Raw genomic sequence first — 17,110 nt, 5'->3', positions numbered from 1 at the left:
CAGCATGTGCATCAACTGCATGCTGTGTTACGCTGCCTGCCCGATCTACGGCCTGGACCAGGAGTTCATTGGGCCGGCGGCCATCGCCCTCGCCCAGCGATACAACCTCGACTCGCGTGACGAAGGCGCGAGCGAACGACTCGAGGTCCTTTCCGAACACGAAGGCATTTGGGGTTGTACCTTCGTGGGAGAATGCACCGAGGTCTGTCCGAAGAATGTTGATCCCGCCGGTGCCATTCAGCGTTACAAGCTGACCGCTGCGCTGGACTCGCTGCACGACTTCCTCGTGCCATGGAGCGCGCGATGAGCGAACCCTCGGCCCCCACCGAGTACCATCCGCGCTGGTTCCGCCCGCGGGTGTCCACGTACTGGTGGCTGGAACGCCGGTCCTATCTTGCGTTCATCCTGCGCGAGCTGAGCAGCGTTTTCGTTGCGTGGTCGGTCGTCTACCTCCTCCTGCTGGTCCGCGCAGTGAGCCAGGGGGACTCTCGATACGAACAGTTCCTGGCCTGGTCCGGCAGCCCTGTCGTTCTCGTCATCAACACCGTGAGCCTGAGCTTCGTCGCGTTGCACGCGATCACCTGGTTCAACCTGGCGCCGCAGGCGATGGTGTTGCGCGTGCTGGGCAGGCGAGTTCCCGGACCATGGATCATCGCCTCAAACTACGCGGCCTGGGCGCTGTCGTCAGCGCTCGTGGTCTGGCTCGTTCTCGGAGTGTAAATGGCGAGGCGATCCGTGGAGCCCTTGCTGTGGCTGCTCTTCAGCGCCGGCGGCGTGGTGGCGGCGATGCTGATACCCAGTCTGCTGTTCCTGTTCGGACTCGCGTTCCCTCTCGGATGGATCTCGCCACCCAGCCACGAGCATCTGCTCGTTCTGTTGGGTCATCCGCTCACGCGCGTGGTTCTCTTCGTCCTGTGCACGTTGTCGCTGTTTCACGCAGCTCATCGCCTCCGCTACACACTCTATGACGGGTTGCAGATCAAGCACCTGAACGAAGTAATCAACCCGCTCTGTTACGGTGGCGCGCTCGTCGGCTCATTGTGGGCCGGGTATCTGCTCGCGCAGGTGACGTAAAGGGCGGTCCGGCCCGCCGTGAGTGGCGCGTAGCGTCGTGGATTACGCTAATACTAGGAGAGCGGCCATCCGACGAACCGTGATTCGCTCGCGTCGCGCTATGCCCTGCTGGCCATCTGGTCCGGCGGTAATGCGATGGCTGGCATGCGGAGCCGCGGCGCTTTGTGCGTCGTGCAGCGCGCGAGTACCCGGTGCGACTTTGTCGCCGACGTCAGACGCCATGTCGTCCGCAGCTGCGCGTCGGACTCTCGTCGCGGTGTTCGCGCGGAAAGGTGTCGTCCGGACTCTTCTAACCGCTCGCCCTCATCGGCTATCCACCACTGATGGCCGTTAGAATAAGAATCATGCTTCCATCAGAAACCGCCGTACGCAATCCGTCAAGGAAGCGGATGCTCTCTCCATTCCTGAAAACGTTCACGTGCCTGCGGACATCGCCCTGTTCGTCAACTACACGATCCAGCACACCCGGCGATCGTCTTCCGAGCGCCGCCAACGCATCGCCGACAGTTGCGCACGGCTCGTCGATCTCCACCAATGTCTTCCCATCCACCGACAGCCCAAGCGACTTCGGGAGCTCGATCGTAATCACTGCTCAGTCATGACCGCTGTCTTCACACAGACCACCGGCGGCAATCCATCGGCGAGCTCGCGCCACGTCGCGCCGTCATCCATCGAGCCGAACAGCTTTCCGCTCCGCGTGCCGAAGTAAATCCCCGCATTATCGAGTGAATCCGCCGTAAGCGCATCGCGCAGCACTGTCTCATACGCGTTCTTCTGGGGCAGACCATCGGTCAACGCATCCCAGCTCGCGCCCGCGTCGGTCGTGCGATACACACGCAGCTTCGCCTCCGGCGTGCAGCGAAACATGTCGGACTCGAGCGGGATTATGTACACGGTCTCCGGATCGTGCGGATGCATCTGCATCGCAAACCCAAAATCGGACGGAACACCGTTCGCAATGTCAGTCCAGCTGTCGCCCCAGTCGTCGCTCCGGTACAGTCCCCAGTGGTTCTGCAGGAAAAGACGCTCGGGCTTCGAGGGATGATGAACCACCTTGTGCACGCACTGCCCGAACTCCGGATACTTGTCGGGCAGGAACTCCGCGCGCACACCGACATTGCGCGCATTCCACGTTTTTCCGCCGTCGTCGGTGCGATACACCCCCGCGGCCGAGATGGCGATGAGCATCCGGTTCGGATCGTTGGGATCCAATACTATGGTATGCAGGCACAGACCACCCGCACCGGGCTGCCACTTGGGCTGGTGCTCGTGCATCAGCAACCCACGGTTCGGCTCCCAGCTCTCACCACCGTCGCGTGACTCGAACAACGCTGCCGGCTCGACGCCGCAATACAATGTGTCGGGCTCGGACGCGCGACCCGGTGTGATCTGCCAGATCTGCGCGAGCGCACGACCGGAATCCTCGGGAAACTTGATCGTATACTGGTCAGGCTCACTCCAACTACGGCCGTGGTCCGCACTCGCGCGGAGTGTGCTTCCAATAAAAGTGTTGTTCGCGGCCGCGAACGTTCGATTCCGGCCTCCTCTACTGTCATGCAGCAGAGCATAAATCGCGAACCCCTGGAAGTGCGGCCCCTCGAGGCGCCATCTCTTCCGCGCTTCATCGGACCGCAATAAGAAAGCCCCTTTCATCGTGCCCACGAGGAGGGCGACGCTCTTACTCTGAGGTTCTGCCGCGGGCTGTGCGTTCATCTTCGGCTTCCGGATCGTCGTGAAACCGCAACATGCGCATACACGCCCTCGAACGGAAGATGAATTCACCTCCGCCCTGCCGTCGGCCCCCGGCCGCGCCCCGCCGGTCTTCCGGGCGTCGGGCCCTGCTTCTACGTTTATCTGTCCCGACCGATGAGACTCCAAAAGGAGGTGTTTATGAGAGCGCGCAATCCAGGAAGCATCTTCACCCTGATGGTGTTGTGTGGCCTCGCACTCCCAGACATCGTCGCGGCCCAGGTTCGCACGACTGTGCCTCTGATACCACTGGAACATTTCTTCGATAATCCTGAAATCGCCGGCGCGCAGATCTCGCCCGACGGCCGATGGCTCTCATACCTCAAGCCGTACAAGGGAAAGCTCAATGTCTACATCCGGCCGGTGAACGGCACGGATGCGAACGAGCGCGTGATGACGACCGACACGCTACGCCCCGTTGGCCAGTATTTCTGGTCCCGCGACGCACGCTACATCCTCTACGCACAGGACAAAGGCGGAAATGAGAATTTCCGCATTTACGCGGTCGATCCGAGTCAGGCGGGAGTCCCCGTCGCGCGCGACCTCACGCCCTTCGACAAGGTGCGCGCGTCCATCTTCGCGGTGCCCCGGAGGACGCCGGGAAGGATCCTGATCGGATTGAACAGGCGCACTCCGGCAGCTTTCGATGCCTACTGGCTGGATCTGGCGAGCGGCAAGCTCGATCTCGCCATCGAGAATCCGGGACGGCACGGCGCTTACCTGATCGACAAGGCGGGACAGATACGAGTCGCTACGCAGTCGACGCCCAGCGGCGCCAACGAGATTCTGGTGCGGGCGAAAGACGGGGACCCGTGGAAAACGCTCGCGACATACCCCGCCACCGAGGATGTGACGCCTCTCAGGATCACCCCCGACGGAAAGCGCCTCTATGTGAGGAGTAACGCCGGGACGGCCAATCTCTCGCGCCTTCTTCTCCTCGATCTTGCTACCGGCAAGGAGACGGTCATCGAGAGCGACCCAAAGGGTGAAGTGGACTTCGGGTCGGCGGTATTCAGCGACGTAACGGACTCACTCATCGCGACGACGTACACCGCCGACACGGTGCGCGTCTATCCGCGCACGAAGAAGATTACGAAACTCCTCGCCGATGTCCGCAAGCTTCACGACGGCGCACCCGGTATCTCATCGTCAACGGCCGACGAGTCCAAGTACATAGTCTCCTTCAACTCGCCAACGGATCCGGGCGCCACGTATCTCTACGACGCGAAAACGGGACAGTCGAAGTTCCTGCACCGCCCGCGCCCGTGGCTCAAGCCGGCGGAGCTCTCGAATGTAACGCCCGTTTCGTTCACGGCGCGGGACGGCCTCAAGATCCACGGATACCTCACGACCCCGCGGGGCGTCGAAGCGAAGAATCTCCCGATGATCCTCCTCGTTCACGGGGGACCGTGGGCGAGAGACAACTTCGGATATCAGCCCGAGGCACAGCTGCTCGCGAATCGCGGGTATGGCGTTCTTCAGGTCAACTATCGCGGGTCCACCGGATACGGAAAGAGCTTCTTCAACGCCGCGGTCAAGGAATTCTCGGGGAAGATGCACACCGACTTGCTCGATGGCGTGAACTGGGCGGTGCAAAAGGGCATCGCCAACTCGAAGAAGGTGGGCATCTACGGCGGCTCGTACGGGGGGTACGCGACACTAGTGGGGGTCACGTTCAGTCCGGATGTGTTCGCCTGCGGTGTCGACTACGTCGGTCCCTCCTCCCTGGTGACCCTGGTCGAGTCGTTCCCACCCTACTGGCGTCCGTTCATGGAAGGATCCTGGTTCCGGTTCGTTGGCGATCCCGCAAAGCCGGCTGACCGGGCGGACATGCTGGCGCGCTCACCACTCACCAGGGTGGACAGCATTCGCGTTCCGCTGCTCGTCGTTCAGGGCGCGAACGATCCTCGTGTAACAAAGCTCGAAGCGGATCAGCTCGTGGCCGCTCTGCGCGATCGGGGCGTGAAGGTCAAATACATCGTTGCCCCGAATGAGGGCCACGGGTTCGCCAACCCCAACAACAGGCTCGCGCTTTATCGCGCGATGGAGGAGTTCTTCGGCGAATGCCTCGGCGGTCGCGTGCAACCCACGGTGGCAGAGTCGATCACATCGCACCTCAAGGGGCTGATCATCGACCCGGATTCGGTGAAGCTCGGATCGAAGAAACCGTAACAAGGAAGGCGGCGCGCAAGGATTGCCCAGGCGAGCCGCCTTACCCTGGCCATCTTTTGGGGAGAGAATCCAAATGAGATCGATGTCGAAAGCTTCCTTCGCTCTGATCCTTCTCCCGTGCGCATTAAGCGCTGCCTCCGGCCAGAGTGCTTCGGCCTGGTCGCCGGATATGCAGGTCCGGATGAAAACGATCGCAAATCCGCGCGTTTCACCGGACGGCGGCCGCGTTGTCTACACCATCAACGATGCAGTAATGACCGCCGACAAGAGCGAGTATGTCACACAGATCTGGCTCGCATCGACCGACGGCCGCGAGAATTTTCAGATTACGTTCGCCGAAAAATCATCCACGAACCCGAAGTGGTCGCCGGATGGTCAGCTGATCGCGTTCACCTCCAGTCGCAAGGACAATAAGAACAACCTTTACGTCCTGCGCGTTGCCGGAGGTGAGGCCGAGCAGCTCACTGACTTGAAATCGTCCGTGACCGACTTCGCATGGTCGCCCGACGGACGCTGGCTTGCGTATGCTTCGCCCGACGCCAAGACCGATGACGAAGAAAAGAACGACAAAGCGAAGAACGATTTTCGCTGGGTCGATGAGAATATCAAGTTCGCCCGCCTCTACGTCATCCCCGCTGCGAAGGACGCGAACGGTAAGCGCGAAGCACGCAAGCTGACGAATGAAAACCAACACATTAGCGGTTTCAATTGGTCGCCCGATGGCAGAAAAATCGTTTTCAGCCGGGTGAAATCGCCGGTGGCGAACGATTGGCCTTCGGCTGACGTAGCCGTCGTCGAGGTTGCAACGGCCAGGGTTACCCCATTCGCCGCAACGCAGGCCGCGGAAAGTTCGCCCAGTTATTCGCCGGACGGAAAATGGATCGCGATGGTAGTCAGCGATCTCCCGGTCCGCTGGGCGGGAACTGGGCACATCACGGTTTTTCCGTCAGCCGGCGGAGCGCCGAAGAACATGCCGATCGGGCATGACGGTCAGCCGAACATCATAGGCTGGGCGGCCGACAGCCGGAAGATCTATTTCAGCGAGTCGAAGGGCACCGGCACCGCGCTATACACAGCCGACGTCGTTGCGGGCACGATCACCCCGATAAAAACCGCCGACGTGCTGATGAGCGGAATAAACATCAATCGAAACTCGATCATGCTCGGCATGGTCATGCAGACCTCCGCACGTCCGCCCGAGGCTTTTGTTTCCAGGATTGGTGACGCGACACCTACCCAGGTGTCGAAGGCAAATACGGAGCTGGCCAGGATGCCGGTCGGCCGGACCGAAGTCGTACGCTGGAAAAGCACCGACGGCCGCGATATCGAAGGTCTGCTTACTTATCCGGTTGGGTACACCGCGGGGACCAAAGTGCCGTTGCTCGTCAATATTCACGGCGGTCCGGCCGGAGTCTTCCAGAACAGCTATATCGGCGGGCGCAGTGCCTACCCGCTCGCTTCGTTTGCGGCACGCGGGTTTGCCGTGCTTCGCCCTAATCCGCGTGGCTCGAGCGGGTACGGGGTCGAGTTTCGCTACGCGAACATCAAGGATTGGGGCGGTGGCGATTACGAGGATATCATGACTGGCGTCGACAAAGTCGTCGCGATGGGCGTGGCTGATCCCGAGCGCCTGGGCGTGATGGGTTGGAGCTACGGGGGCTACATGACCTCCACAATCGTCACGAAAACGAAGCGCTTCAAGGCTGCGTCGGCAGGAGCTGCGGTCACGAACCTGATGAGCTTTACGGGAACGGCAGATATTCCAGGATTCATTCCCGATTATTTCGGCGGCGAATTCTGGGACAATCCGGACAGTTACCGCAAGCATTCGGCAATGTTCAATATCAAAGGCGTCACGACGCCTACCCTTATTCAGCACGGCGACGCCGACGTCCGCGTTCCTATTTCACAGGGATATGAGCTTTACAACGCTTTGAAAAGTCAGGGCGTCCCGACGCGGATGCTCGTCCTGCCACGCCAGCCACACGGCCCGAACGAGCCTAGGATGCACGTAGCGTTGATGCAGAGCAATCTCGATTGGTTTGATAAATACCTGCGACCCGGGACAAGGCAGATAGCGCGGTAAGCGTTGACCGCATTCCTCGGGCAGCAGTGATCGATCGACATACTGTCGCTGAAATAATCGGCGTACAGTTCCCCGAGCTCCGTCCCGTACAAGCGAGCTACCTCGGCGAAGGCTACGACAGCACTGCATTCGAGGTGAATGGACAGCTCGTGTTTCGATTTCCAAAGCGGGCAGACGTCGAGGCTCAGCTCACCATCGAAACCGCGATTCTTCCTCGTCTCGGTGAACGAACGCCGGTTCCGGTTCCAGCGTTCTCATTTCACGGCAAGCCATCTCCGGACTTCCCAAGGCATTTCGTCGGCTACCCAAAGCTTCCGGGCATACCGGGCATCGACCTCGAGCTCGATCGGTTGCAATTGCTCGAGCTCGCGCCGATACTCGGCGAATTTCTCTCTTTCGTGCACTCATTCCCAATCGACGATGCGACCCAATGCGGCGTGCCGCGGTATGCCCCCGAGGCGCTGCTCAACGAGGTACGGGACGAAGCCGCGGGTGACCTCCACGTTGTAAAGCACGTCGGAGTCGATGCCCTCGAAGAGCAGCTGCGCACGCTGTTCAAAACTCGCGTTGGGGCGCACGATATGGATCGCGTCACTTCAACGTTGGTGCACCGCGACCTCGCAGCCGAGCACATCCTCCTCGATTCCGGCACGAGACAGGTAACCGGGATCATCGACTGGAGTGAGATCTCCATCAGCGATCCCGCAATCGACTTCGCGGGAATGTTCCACTGGGGCGGACTCGATTTCACGAACGTGGTTCTGTCGCACTATCGCGTTCCCGTTGACGACGGACTCAGGGAGCGCGCGCGGCTCCTCGCCGCAGCCAAATGTATTGGCGACATTGTCTTCGGCCTCGAGACGCATAGGCAGGAATACATTGACTCCGCTGTGCGAGCGCTCGGGCACTGCGTGGCGCCACAGGGAAGGATGTGAAACCGATGGAGCACGAGACAACATTTCGGATCGTCCTCGGCGCAGGCTTCGTCGCAATGATGGTGATCACCGGCTACCATCGCATTCGTGCGGGAGCGACGAGAGAACCACTCGACCGGCGCAAGGAAGGCGTCTTCATCCTGGCGACGTTGCGACCCATCGCTCTCTTTCTCTGGGGAGGAGTGTTCGCCTACCTGATCAATCCGGGCTGGATGGCGTGGTCGTCGCTATCACTTCCCGACTGGCTGCGATGGACCGGCGCAGTGATCTTCGTCATCGGTCTCGCATTTCTGGCGTGGACGCTCCGCAGCCTCGGCACGAATCTCACCGACACCGTTGTCACCCGCAAAGAGCACACGCTCGTCACACAAGGCCCGTACCGATGGGTGCGGCATCCGTTCTACGACGCAATGGCGATGTTCGTTCTAGCGATGGGGCTGATCGCGGCGAACTGGTTCATCCTGATCTCGGGCGCGGTGGTTTTCATTTTGCTCGGCATTCGCACCGCAACTGAAGAAGCACATCTATTGAATCGCTTCGGCGAGCCGTATCAGACCTACAGGGACAATACGGGGCGGTTTCTTCCGAAATGGCGCTCGACCACACCCTAGCCGGGACTGATGCGTCAACGATATCGCGCACGCTCATGATAGGCTGTCCCCCAGCGACGTGACCGGCGTCGCAGGCGTCGCCGGGTTTGCGGTACGCGACGCTCTGCACTCCCTCGAACTTTCAGGTCGGGCCATTGCTCTCCCTCCGCATTTGTCTCGCGCGAAGCGGCGCAGAAAGAATGCCCTCCTTCGCGCACGGCGCAAAATGGTCGATAGCTTTGAGTCCTCATGACTGAAAGCGCAGCGCCTGCAGTGGCCGCAAAGCCGTCAGAACGACCGCACGCACAGGCACGCGATAACCTGAGAGGCGTGACGGCGATGATCTTTGCCGTCGGCGCGCTCTCGTTGATGGACGCCTGCCTGAAAGTCCTCGCGCCACACTACTCGCCATTTCAGGTTGCGTCGCTGCGCGGACTCTCCGCGTTCCCATTTATCGCGATCTGGGTCGGAATGCGCGGCGGTTACAGGCAGCTGCTCCACGTCCGATTTGGATTGCACGCAATTCGCGGCGGCCTCGGCATCTTGATGCTCGCCACCTTCGCGTTTGCGCTGAGATCACTCCCACTCACCGAAGCGTATGCAATCTTTTTCGTCGCCCCTCTCCTGATCACGATTCTCGCAGTGGTGATTCTCAAAGAGCAGGTCGACTGGACGCGCTGGGCTGCGATCGCGATTGGATTTCTGGGCGTGCTCATAGTGCTCCGACCTACCGGTGCGGGCGCGATGACAATTCCCGGCCTCGCCATCCTTGGCTGTGCCGTCGCCTACGCCTTCACCGCGATCACCGTCCGCATACTCGGCCGCACCGACACCACCGAGAGCATGATGTTCTGGCTGACGCTGACCGTTGGCGTTGGAGCGGGCCTCATCGCGCTGCCGGAGTGGCGGCCGATAAGACCGGAACACTGGCTGGTGATTGCCGGGATCGCTGTCACCGGATCGATCGGCCAGTTCGCGATAACCGAGGCGTTTCGACTCGGGGAGTCATCGTTGATCGCACCGTTCGAGTACACCGCGCTGGCGTGGGGAGTCGGACTGGACTGGTTCGTATGGCAGACCCTTCCCATGCCCGTCACGATTCTCGGAGCGTTGGTGATTATCGCCAGCGGCATTTATCTCGTGCGGCGCGAGCGCGTTCATGTAGAGGTCGAGCACCCCTAGCCCAGGCTACACGATTCGACACGGAAAAACGGATTAACTGAAAGCGGGAAACTCACAACGCGCGAACTGGATGGGCTTGCATCCCGTGACAGCCCCATTTTTACAAATCTTTCACGTTTCCTTCGCGGCCGGATGCGCTCGCTGAGCTAGATTCTGCTCATGTCCCCTGTCACGCGTGTGCCTCTCGCGCGCCCGGGCGCGACTGGTGACCGCAGAGGGTGGATCGTGTCCGCGGCACTGTTCGCGCCGCTGGTTCTGCTCCTTGTCGTGGCGCTGCTCACCTGGCGCGCCGAGCGTCAATATGCGGCGGTCACCCATCGCGTCGTGCACGACTACGCGGGCATCGCCGCCTGGCAGTACGCCCGCCGCGCAAACATGGCGCTGCACGACGACATAATGAGTGCGTTCACGGGGATTGCCTCCGGCCATCAGCGCACTGCGCACCTCGCTGAGCTACAACGACCCACGTCGATCCTGGCGGGGCGGGCGACCCGCAAGTCGGTCTTTCTTGACAGCGCACGCTTCGCATTTACGTATGAGGCCGGATCGCGTAACCTCGAGACCGCAGGTGGCGTTGTAGACGACAAGACGCGCGCGATGCTTGAGCGTCGCCTGCTGGACCTTGCTCGCACGACACGCAGCGACGACGAGCCCCACCGGATGCTTTTCGACAGCGCCGGCGGCGCCTCGCACGCCATCGCTCTGTGGACGATTTCCACTTCCGACGGGCCAATGCGAGCTGCTTACGGGGTCGTCGCTGATCCCGGCGTGCTCCGGGAGCGGTTCGGCAAGGTCATCCGCGAAACGAATCTCCTCCCGTCGACAAACGCTGGCGCGAAGCTTTCCGAGACCGACGTCGCAGTGCAGTTGACGCGCAGAGATGGCGGAGTCGTGTTCGCCACAGGGCTGCCGCTCGGATCCACCGCCGCGACGGACAGCACGGGACTTCAGTTGGGCGAGCTGCGGACAACGGTTGATCTTCCTCCCCGCCTCGCGAACACCCTGCTGGTCGGGGGAGCGCCGAAATCCCAGCTGCCATCGATCGCTCTCATGATCGTCGTCGCGTCGGTGCTCACTGCCATCGGCCTCGTGCAGCAGCGACGGAGCCGTGAGCTCGCGAATCTTCGCGGACGCTTCGTTGCGAACGTGTCTCACGAGCTTCGCACTCCGCTCGCGCAGATCTCCATGTTCGCCGAGACGCTCGCGCTCCGCCGGGAGCGCGGTGGCGACGAGGGACGACATTTCGCTGCGATCATCCTGGCCGAGGCGCGCAGACTCAGCGCGCTCGTTGAAAGCGTGCTCCGGTTCTCTCGCCTCGAGTCCGGCCGCGACACCCTGAGCCTCGAGAGCGTCGGGATCGCCGCTGAAATCGCAGATGCCGTCGAAGCTTTTGCGCCGATCGCGCAGGCCGCGGACGTCACGATTTCGCTTGACGTGCGGCAGGATCTCTACGCGCACGTTGACCGCGCCGCATTCCGTCAGGTCATGCTCAACCTGCTCGACAACGCGGTGAAGCACGGCGGGACAGGTGCCTCGGTCGAAGTTAATGCCGAGCAGCAGGACGGTTACGTGCGCGTCATTGTCGACGATTCGGGGCCCGGCGTGCCCATCGATTGGCGCGAGCGCGTGTTCGAGCCGTTCGTCCGCGCGGAGAGCGGCAGCTCGGCCGGCGCCGGAATCGGACTGGCGGTGGTACGCGATCTCGTAGCCGCTCACCGCGGGATGGTTTCGATCGAGCAATCCCCGCGCGGTGGAGCCCGGTTCATCGTGATGATTCCCTCCGCGCAGCAGCCTGTATCCGAGCGGGTGGAAGATCAGGTCGAGGCACTGACGTGAGCCGCATTCTCGTCGTCGAGGATGAGCGCAACCTCGCACTGGGACTGAGGGCGAACCTGGAAGTAGAAGGTCACGAAGTAACCGTCGCGCACACGGGCGAAGCTGCACTGGCCGAGGCGGCCGCGCACACTCCCGACGTCGTCATCCTGGACCTCATGCTTCCCGGGATCGACGGCTACGAGGTGCTCTCGACGCTACGCGCCCGCGGCGTTGATGCCCCGGTTCTGATTCTCAGCGCGCGCGCCGAGGAGATCGACAGGGTGCGGGGGTTCCGCGCAGGCGCCGACGACTACGTGACGAAGCCGTTCGGCGTGATGGAGCTGATGCTCCGCGTGCAGGCGCTGCTTCGGCGGGCAAACGTTACAACATCAGCCGCTCGAACAGTCTGGAAGATTGGAGACGTCGAGGTGGACGCAACGCGACGCGTCGTCCGCCGCGGCGGCGAGGAGGTTTCGCTCACACCGCGCGCATTCGAACTCCTCCTGGCGCTGCTCGGCGACGCGGACAGACCTCTCACGCGTCATGAGCTGCTGCGCACGGTATGGGGATACGATAACTCCGTCACCACCCGCACCGTCGATGCTCATATCGCCGAGCTGCGCCGCAAGCTCGAGCGTGACGCGTCGGAGCCTCGGCACATTCTCACGGTTCACAAGGTGGGGTACCGGCTGCGGCCGTAAGTCTCTCACAATTCGCGTACGACGCTCTCGCCACGAGCGACTGGTGCGATCCGAGATTGCGGATAACCAATCCGGAGATTTCATGCGCACTCGTCTCGCTCGACTCGTCTTCGCACTTGCGCTCGCTTCTCCAGCCGCGGCGTCCGGTCAAACTCGAACGGCGGCGCCGCCGGGCACGCTCACACCAACCGGCAACGCGGCACCGGTCCGCAGGGATGACTGGCAGCGCGTCCCGGATATCTTCGCCGCGCTCGGCGCGAAACCCGGCAGCCGTATAGCGGATCTTGGCGCGGGCGAGGGATGGCTCTCCGTCCGGCTCGCGCGACACGTCGGCGCAAGCGGACGCGTGTTCGCGGTCGACATCAGCGACGGGGCCCTCGGAACGCTCGCGGACAAGTTGGCGAAAGATTCGCTGCGTAACGTAGAGCTCATCCTCGCGGAGGAGGACGACCCCCGCCTGCCTTTCGGCACCCTGGACGGCGTTGTCATTCTGAATGCGTACCACGAGATGCCGAAGCGCGTGCCGATTCTGGATGGAGTCAAGCGCGCGCTCAAGCCCGGCGGCATTCTCGTGATCGTCGACAATGCCCCGGTGGATTCGCTGGTAACGAAGTCGCGCAAGGAGCAGACGTCGCATCACGCGTTGGCGATTGACTTTGCGCGCGACGATCTCGAGGCGCAGGGGTTCGAGATCGTGTCCACTGACCCGAAGTTTGTCGATCGCAAGATGGGCGATCACTGGCAGAAGCAGTGGTTGATCGTTGCGCGGCGGAGCGCCAAGTGACCGTAAAGACGGGAAGGTTCGGCGCTGTGGACGGTGCCGCACTCATAGTGTCGAGCGTGGTCGGCGCGGGGATTTTCACCGTGCCGTCGTACGTCGCGAGCATTGCAGGCACTCCGACGTTGACGGTCACCCTCTGGTTCGCCGGAGGCCTGCTCGCGCTTGCCGGGGCGCTGTGCTACGCCGAGCTCGCGACGCGATTCCCCAGAGGTGGGGCGGAGTACGTGTACCTGCGCGAGGCGTTCGGCGAAACAGCCGGGTTCCTCTCCGGCTGGACCTCATTCATCGCGGGGTTCTCGGGAGCGATCGCGGCGGCCGCTGTCGGATTTGCGGCACATGTGGCGGGGGTTTTGCCGGCGTTTGCGCGCAGCGCCGAGTGGACTCTCTCGATTGGTCCGCTGACTCTTACGCTTTCGGCGACGACGGCCATCGCGCTGGCGCTCATTGCGCTGTTCACGATGATAAGCATCGCCGGTGTCAGCGCGAGTCGCCTGGCGACGAACGGGCTCGCGCTTGTGATTGTTGTGGGGCTCGCGGTGCTGGCATTCGTCGGCTTTTTTGGAGCACCGGGCCGCGTCGCCGCACCTGTTTCCGCGAAGAGCGCGATGGCTCTTTCGGCGCTCGTGCCGATTTTCTTTACTTACAGCGGATGGAACGCGGCGGCGTATGTCGCCGGCGAGTTCCGTGATCCGCAGAAGAGCATTCCCCGCGCTCTGATACTCGGCACGTTGATCGTGACGCTACTGTACGTTGCGCTCAACATGGTGTTGATCCGGGTGCTGTCGCCCGCGGGGCTCGCGGCGTCGTCGACTCCCGTTGCGACGGCGGCTCGTGCGCTTGTCGGGAACGCCGGCGGCGCGCTCACGATGGTGCTGGTACTCGCGGCGATGGCAAGCAGCGTTTGCGCACTGGTGATCACCGGGCCGCGCATTTACAGGGAAATGGCGCGCGACGGCGTGTTGCCGTCGATGTTCGCGGGTTCGGCGAAGAAGGATGGACCGCCGGCATCGGCGGCGATTGCGCAGAGTGTCTGGAGCGGCGTGCTCGTGCTGACGGGGACATTCCAGCAGATCGTCACTTACACTGGGTTCTCGATTCTGCTTTTCAGTGGAGCGGCAGTCACTGCTGTGTTCATCCTGCGCCGCAGGTACGGTGCACCGAAGGGGTTTGCGGTGCCGGGTTATCCGGTCGTGCCACTGGCGTTCGTGGCAAGTGTAGCGATGATCGCGGTCTCGAGCTTCCGCTACGCACCGGGTCCGTCGATCCTGGGTGTGGTACTGATAGCGGCGGGTCTGCCGCTGCTGCTTCTGACGCGGCAGCGCGATTCATCGTCGGTCGTGGACGCGCTGACGGAAAACGCATAACGGGCAGCGGCGAATGCGTAACGGCATAGCGGGCAACGGCCAACGGGTACGGGTACGGGTAACGGCAAGCAGGCAGCGGCGAGCGGTTAGAGGTTGTTGCGCGCGTGGAGTCACTTGTATACTGTATACAGTATGAGATCAGTCCCTACCCGGATAATCCGCGGCAACATCAGCGATGACGTAGCTGACGCCCTCCGGAACATGATCGTCGACGGCAGCCTCCCCGCCGGCGAGCGCATCAACGAAGTCCACCTCTCTCAGCAGCTCGGCGTCAGCCGCACGCCGCTCCGCGAAGCGCTGGCCCGGCTTGCCCACGAGGGGGCGTTAGAAGCATTTCCGCGGATCGGCTATTTCGTGCGCCCTCTTACTGTCGAAGAGTTCGAGCAGATCTATACTATTCGGCCGATCCTCGACCCCGCGGCGCTGCGACTCGCCGGACTGCCATCGCCCGCACAAATGAAGCGGCTGGATGAGATCAATCGCAGGATCGAAAAAGCGCGCGACGCCGATGAGATCATCGGACTCGACGACGAATGGCACCTCGAGCTCGTCTCGGCCTGTCCCAACAAGGTGCTGGTCGACCTAATCAAGCAGTTCGCCCGGCGAACGCGTCGTTACGAGATCGCCCTGATGCGGGAGCGCAGGAATGTCCTCGCATCAATCACCAAGCACAAAGCGATCACGTCGGCACTTCGAAAACGCGATCTCGAGGGGGCGTGCGCCGCGCTTCGTCTCAACTGCGAGATTGGCTTCGCGCCAATCATGAAATGGCTCGTTGCGCGCGATGCTCAGACCGCGAAGGAAATGCGCAAGTGACCCCGTTTCGTGTCGTTGCCTGCCTCGTCGCTCTGACAAGTGTTGTGATCGCACATTCGACCTCTACAGCTCAATCTCCGGCGACACCCTCCGATCGATTGATCGGCATCTGGGCGAGCGAGACGACGTTCGGCCCTGCTCTGCGCGGCGAGCTCACGGTGAGGCGTAACGGATCGAACTGGAGCGCGACAATCTCGAGCGTCGAGACACGCTTTCAACCAAGCGGCGACAGCATTCGGTTCGGCTTTCCCGGAAACCACGGACAGTTTCGCGGCGTCCTCTCCGCTGATCGGCGGGCGATCAGAGGATTCTGGATTCAGCCCAACGGCGTGACCGTGGAGCTTGGACCACATGACCCAGGCGGCCTCGACCAGCCGTTCGCAACGCCGCTCACTCTACAGCTCCAGCAGCGCCACGTCTGGCGCGCTGTTGTCGTGCCGGTCGATGATCGCTTCTCGCTGTATCTGTCGGTGTGGCGAGAGCCCAACGGCATGCTCGTCGGCGCGTTTCGCAATCCCGAGCTGAACCTTCGAGGTGGCGCACTCCGGCACCGGATGGCTCTCGTCGGTGATTCGGTGATTTTCGCCGCGGGGCCCGATACTGCAAAGCCAGTGGTGAGGTTCGCAGCGAAGCTCGATACGATCAACAATCAGATCGTCGTGTGGTGGTGGCAGATCGGCCGCGTCCTCGCGCTCACTCGACGCGCACCAGACCAGGCGATCGGTCTCTTCCCGCGGGTACCTCGCGGATTGAAGTACTCCTACACCACCCCACTTGCCGAGCAGGACGGTTGGAAAGTTGCGCGCGCTCGCGATGCGGGGTTCGATGAAGCACGCCTCGAGCGACTGGTACAAAGCATCGCCGACACGGTTCCAACACTGCCACGGGCGCCGCTGATCCATTCGCTGCTCATCGCGCGAAAAGGAAAGCTGGTACTCGAAGAATATTTCTATGGATGGGACCGCGACCGCCCGCATGACACGCGATCGGCCGCGAAGACCTTCGCCTCAGTGATGCTCGGCGCCGCGATGATGCAGGGAGCTCCAGTCGCTCCGGAGACGCCGATCACGACGCTGCTCTCCCGCTACGGACCCTTCGCGAATTCGGATTCTCGGAAGCCGCGGATCACCCTCGCCCATTTGATGACGCACAGCTCCGGGCTGGCGTGCGACGACAACGTGGATGATTCTCCGGGCAACGAGGGCACTATGCAAAGCCAGACGGCTCAGCGGAACTGGTGGAAGTACGTCCTCGACCTTCCGATGGCGCGCGATCCCGGCAGTTACTGGGCGTATTGCTCCGGTGGAATGAATCTCGTCGGCGCGGGAGTCGCTGCCGCGACGAAGACATGGCTGCCTGAGTTCTTCGATCGCGCCATCGCGCGTCCGTTACAGTTCGGCCGGTACTACTTCAATCTCATGCCGACGTTCGAGGGATACACCGGCGGCGGCATGTGGATGCGTCCGCGGGATCTGCTCAAGTTCGGCCAGACCTATCTCGACGGCGGCATGTGGAATGGGAAGCGCATCGTCCCGAAAGCGTGGGTCACACGATCGACGGCGAAGCATATCGAGTGGCCTTATCGGGATGAAAATGTTTCGGCTGGTCAGGACGGTTATGCGTGGCACTTGTGGACTCTCAAATCGGGAAACAGGACCTACCCTGCCTACGCGGCGACCGGAAACGGCGGGCAGGCGCTCATGGTCGTGCCCGAACTCGAGCTCGCGGTTGTGTTCACGGCGGGCAATTACGGTCACGGCGGAGTGTGGGTGAGGTTTCTCGACGATATCGTTCCGAACGTGATTATTCCGGCCATTCGGCGCTGATCCATTCGGCCCGTGGTCA

General features: G+C 62.1%; 16 protein-coding genes. 14 read left to right on the top strand and 2 right to left on the bottom strand.

The window, feature by feature from the left end; genetic code table 11:
- From VES88_15695 to frdD, 3 genes are all read left to right on the top strand, one after another.
- On the top strand, positions 1–307 hold a 307-nt coding region (locus tag VES88_15695), incomplete at its 5' end, for a 4Fe-4S dicluster domain-containing protein (protein HYN82932.1).
- Entirely contained in the window at positions 304–720 is a 417-nt protein-coding gene (locus VES88_15690; protein HYN82931.1) for a hypothetical protein, read from the top strand. The genes VES88_15695 and VES88_15690, both read left to right, overlap by 4 nt.
- On the top strand, positions 721–1,074 hold the full coding sequence (gene frdD, locus VES88_15685) for a fumarate reductase subunit FrdD (protein ID HYN82930.1): 354 nt from the start codon (positions 721–723) through the stop codon (positions 1,072–1,074).
- Between the two features lie 310 nt (positions 1,075–1,384).
- On the opposite strand, the gene VES88_15680 is transcribed toward frdD, so the two are convergent.
- Together VES88_15680 and VES88_15675 are read right to left on the bottom strand one after the other, a co-directional pair.
- Positions 1,385–1,663: a MoaD/ThiS family protein gene (locus VES88_15680; GenBank protein ID HYN82929.1), complete on the bottom strand. Its 279-nt coding sequence runs from the start codon at positions 1,661–1,663 to the stop codon at positions 1,385–1,387.
- Positions 1,660–2,787, bottom strand: coding sequence for an exo-alpha-sialidase (locus VES88_15675; GenBank protein HYN82928.1), 1,128 nt, complete (start codon positions 2,785–2,787; stop codon positions 1,660–1,662). Before VES88_15675 ends, VES88_15680 begins: the two co-directional genes overlap by 4 nt.
- A gap of 177 nt (positions 2,788–2,964) precedes the next feature.
- Here VES88_15675 and VES88_15670 point away from each other — a divergent pair, with 177 nt between their 5' ends.
- The 11 genes from VES88_15670 (at position 2,965) to VES88_15620 (ending at position 17,091) form a co-directional block, all read left to right on the top strand.
- Positions 2,965–4,995 (top strand): S9 family peptidase, encoded by a 2,031-nt coding sequence (locus VES88_15670; GenBank protein ID HYN82927.1) that lies wholly within the window; start codon positions 2,965–2,967, stop codon positions 4,993–4,995.
- Between the two features lie 181 nt (positions 4,996–5,176).
- Positions 5,177–7,081 carry a S9 family peptidase gene (locus VES88_15665; protein ID HYN82926.1) on the top strand — a complete coding sequence of 635 codons (1,905 nt, stop codon included), beginning with the start codon at positions 5,177–5,179 and terminating at the stop codon, positions 7,079–7,081.
- A gap of 26 nt (positions 7,082–7,107) precedes the next feature.
- The gene (locus VES88_15660; protein HYN82925.1) at positions 7,108–8,016 is read left to right on the top strand and encodes a phosphotransferase; all 909 of its coding nucleotides are present in this window, start codon (positions 7,108–7,110) and stop codon (positions 8,014–8,016) included.
- Between the two features lie 5 nt (positions 8,017–8,021).
- The gene (locus tag VES88_15655) at positions 8,022–8,627 is read left to right on the top strand and encodes an isoprenylcysteine carboxylmethyltransferase family protein (protein ID HYN82924.1); all 606 of its coding nucleotides are present in this window, start codon (positions 8,022–8,024) and stop codon (positions 8,625–8,627) included.
- A gap of 228 nt (positions 8,628–8,855) precedes the next feature.
- On the top strand, positions 8,856–9,788 hold the full coding sequence (locus tag VES88_15650; protein ID HYN82923.1) for a DMT family transporter: 933 nt from the start codon (positions 8,856–8,858) through the stop codon (positions 9,786–9,788).
- 159 nt (positions 9,789–9,947) lie between these two features.
- Entirely contained in the window at positions 9,948–11,624 is a 1,677-nt protein-coding gene (locus VES88_15645; GenBank protein ID HYN82922.1) for a HAMP domain-containing sensor histidine kinase, read from the top strand.
- The gene (locus VES88_15640) at positions 11,621–12,304 is read left to right on the top strand and encodes a response regulator transcription factor (GenBank protein ID HYN82921.1); all 684 of its coding nucleotides are present in this window, start codon (positions 11,621–11,623) and stop codon (positions 12,302–12,304) included. The genes VES88_15645 and VES88_15640 overlap by 4 nt, the downstream gene beginning before the upstream one ends.
- A gap of 82 nt (positions 12,305–12,386) precedes the next feature.
- Complete coding sequence (locus VES88_15635) at positions 12,387–13,088, top strand: methyltransferase domain-containing protein (protein HYN82920.1); 702 nt, start codon at positions 12,387–12,389, stop codon at positions 13,086–13,088.
- Complete coding sequence (locus tag VES88_15630) at positions 13,085–14,449, top strand: amino acid permease (GenBank protein HYN82919.1); 1,365 nt, start codon at positions 13,085–13,087, stop codon at positions 14,447–14,449. Before VES88_15635 ends, VES88_15630 begins: the two co-directional genes overlap by 4 nt.
- 132 nt (positions 14,450–14,581) lie before the next feature.
- Positions 14,582–15,265 carry a GntR family transcriptional regulator gene (locus VES88_15625; GenBank protein HYN82918.1) on the top strand — a complete coding sequence of 228 codons (684 nt, stop codon included), beginning with the start codon at positions 14,582–14,584 and terminating at the stop codon, positions 15,263–15,265.
- Positions 15,262–17,091, top strand: a complete 1,830-nt coding sequence (locus VES88_15620; GenBank protein HYN82917.1) for a serine hydrolase — start codon at positions 15,262–15,264, stop codon at positions 17,089–17,091. Before VES88_15625 ends, VES88_15620 begins: the two co-directional genes overlap by 4 nt.
- The last annotated feature ends 19 nt before the right edge of the window (positions 17,092–17,110 follow it).

Source organism: Gemmatimonadaceae bacterium, assembly GCA_035633115.1.
Classification (GTDB): Bacteria; Gemmatimonadota; Gemmatimonadetes; order Gemmatimonadales; family Gemmatimonadaceae; genus UBA4720.
The sequence above is the reverse complement of the archived record's forward strand: the minus strand, read 5'-3'. Positions and strand labels throughout refer to the sequence as shown.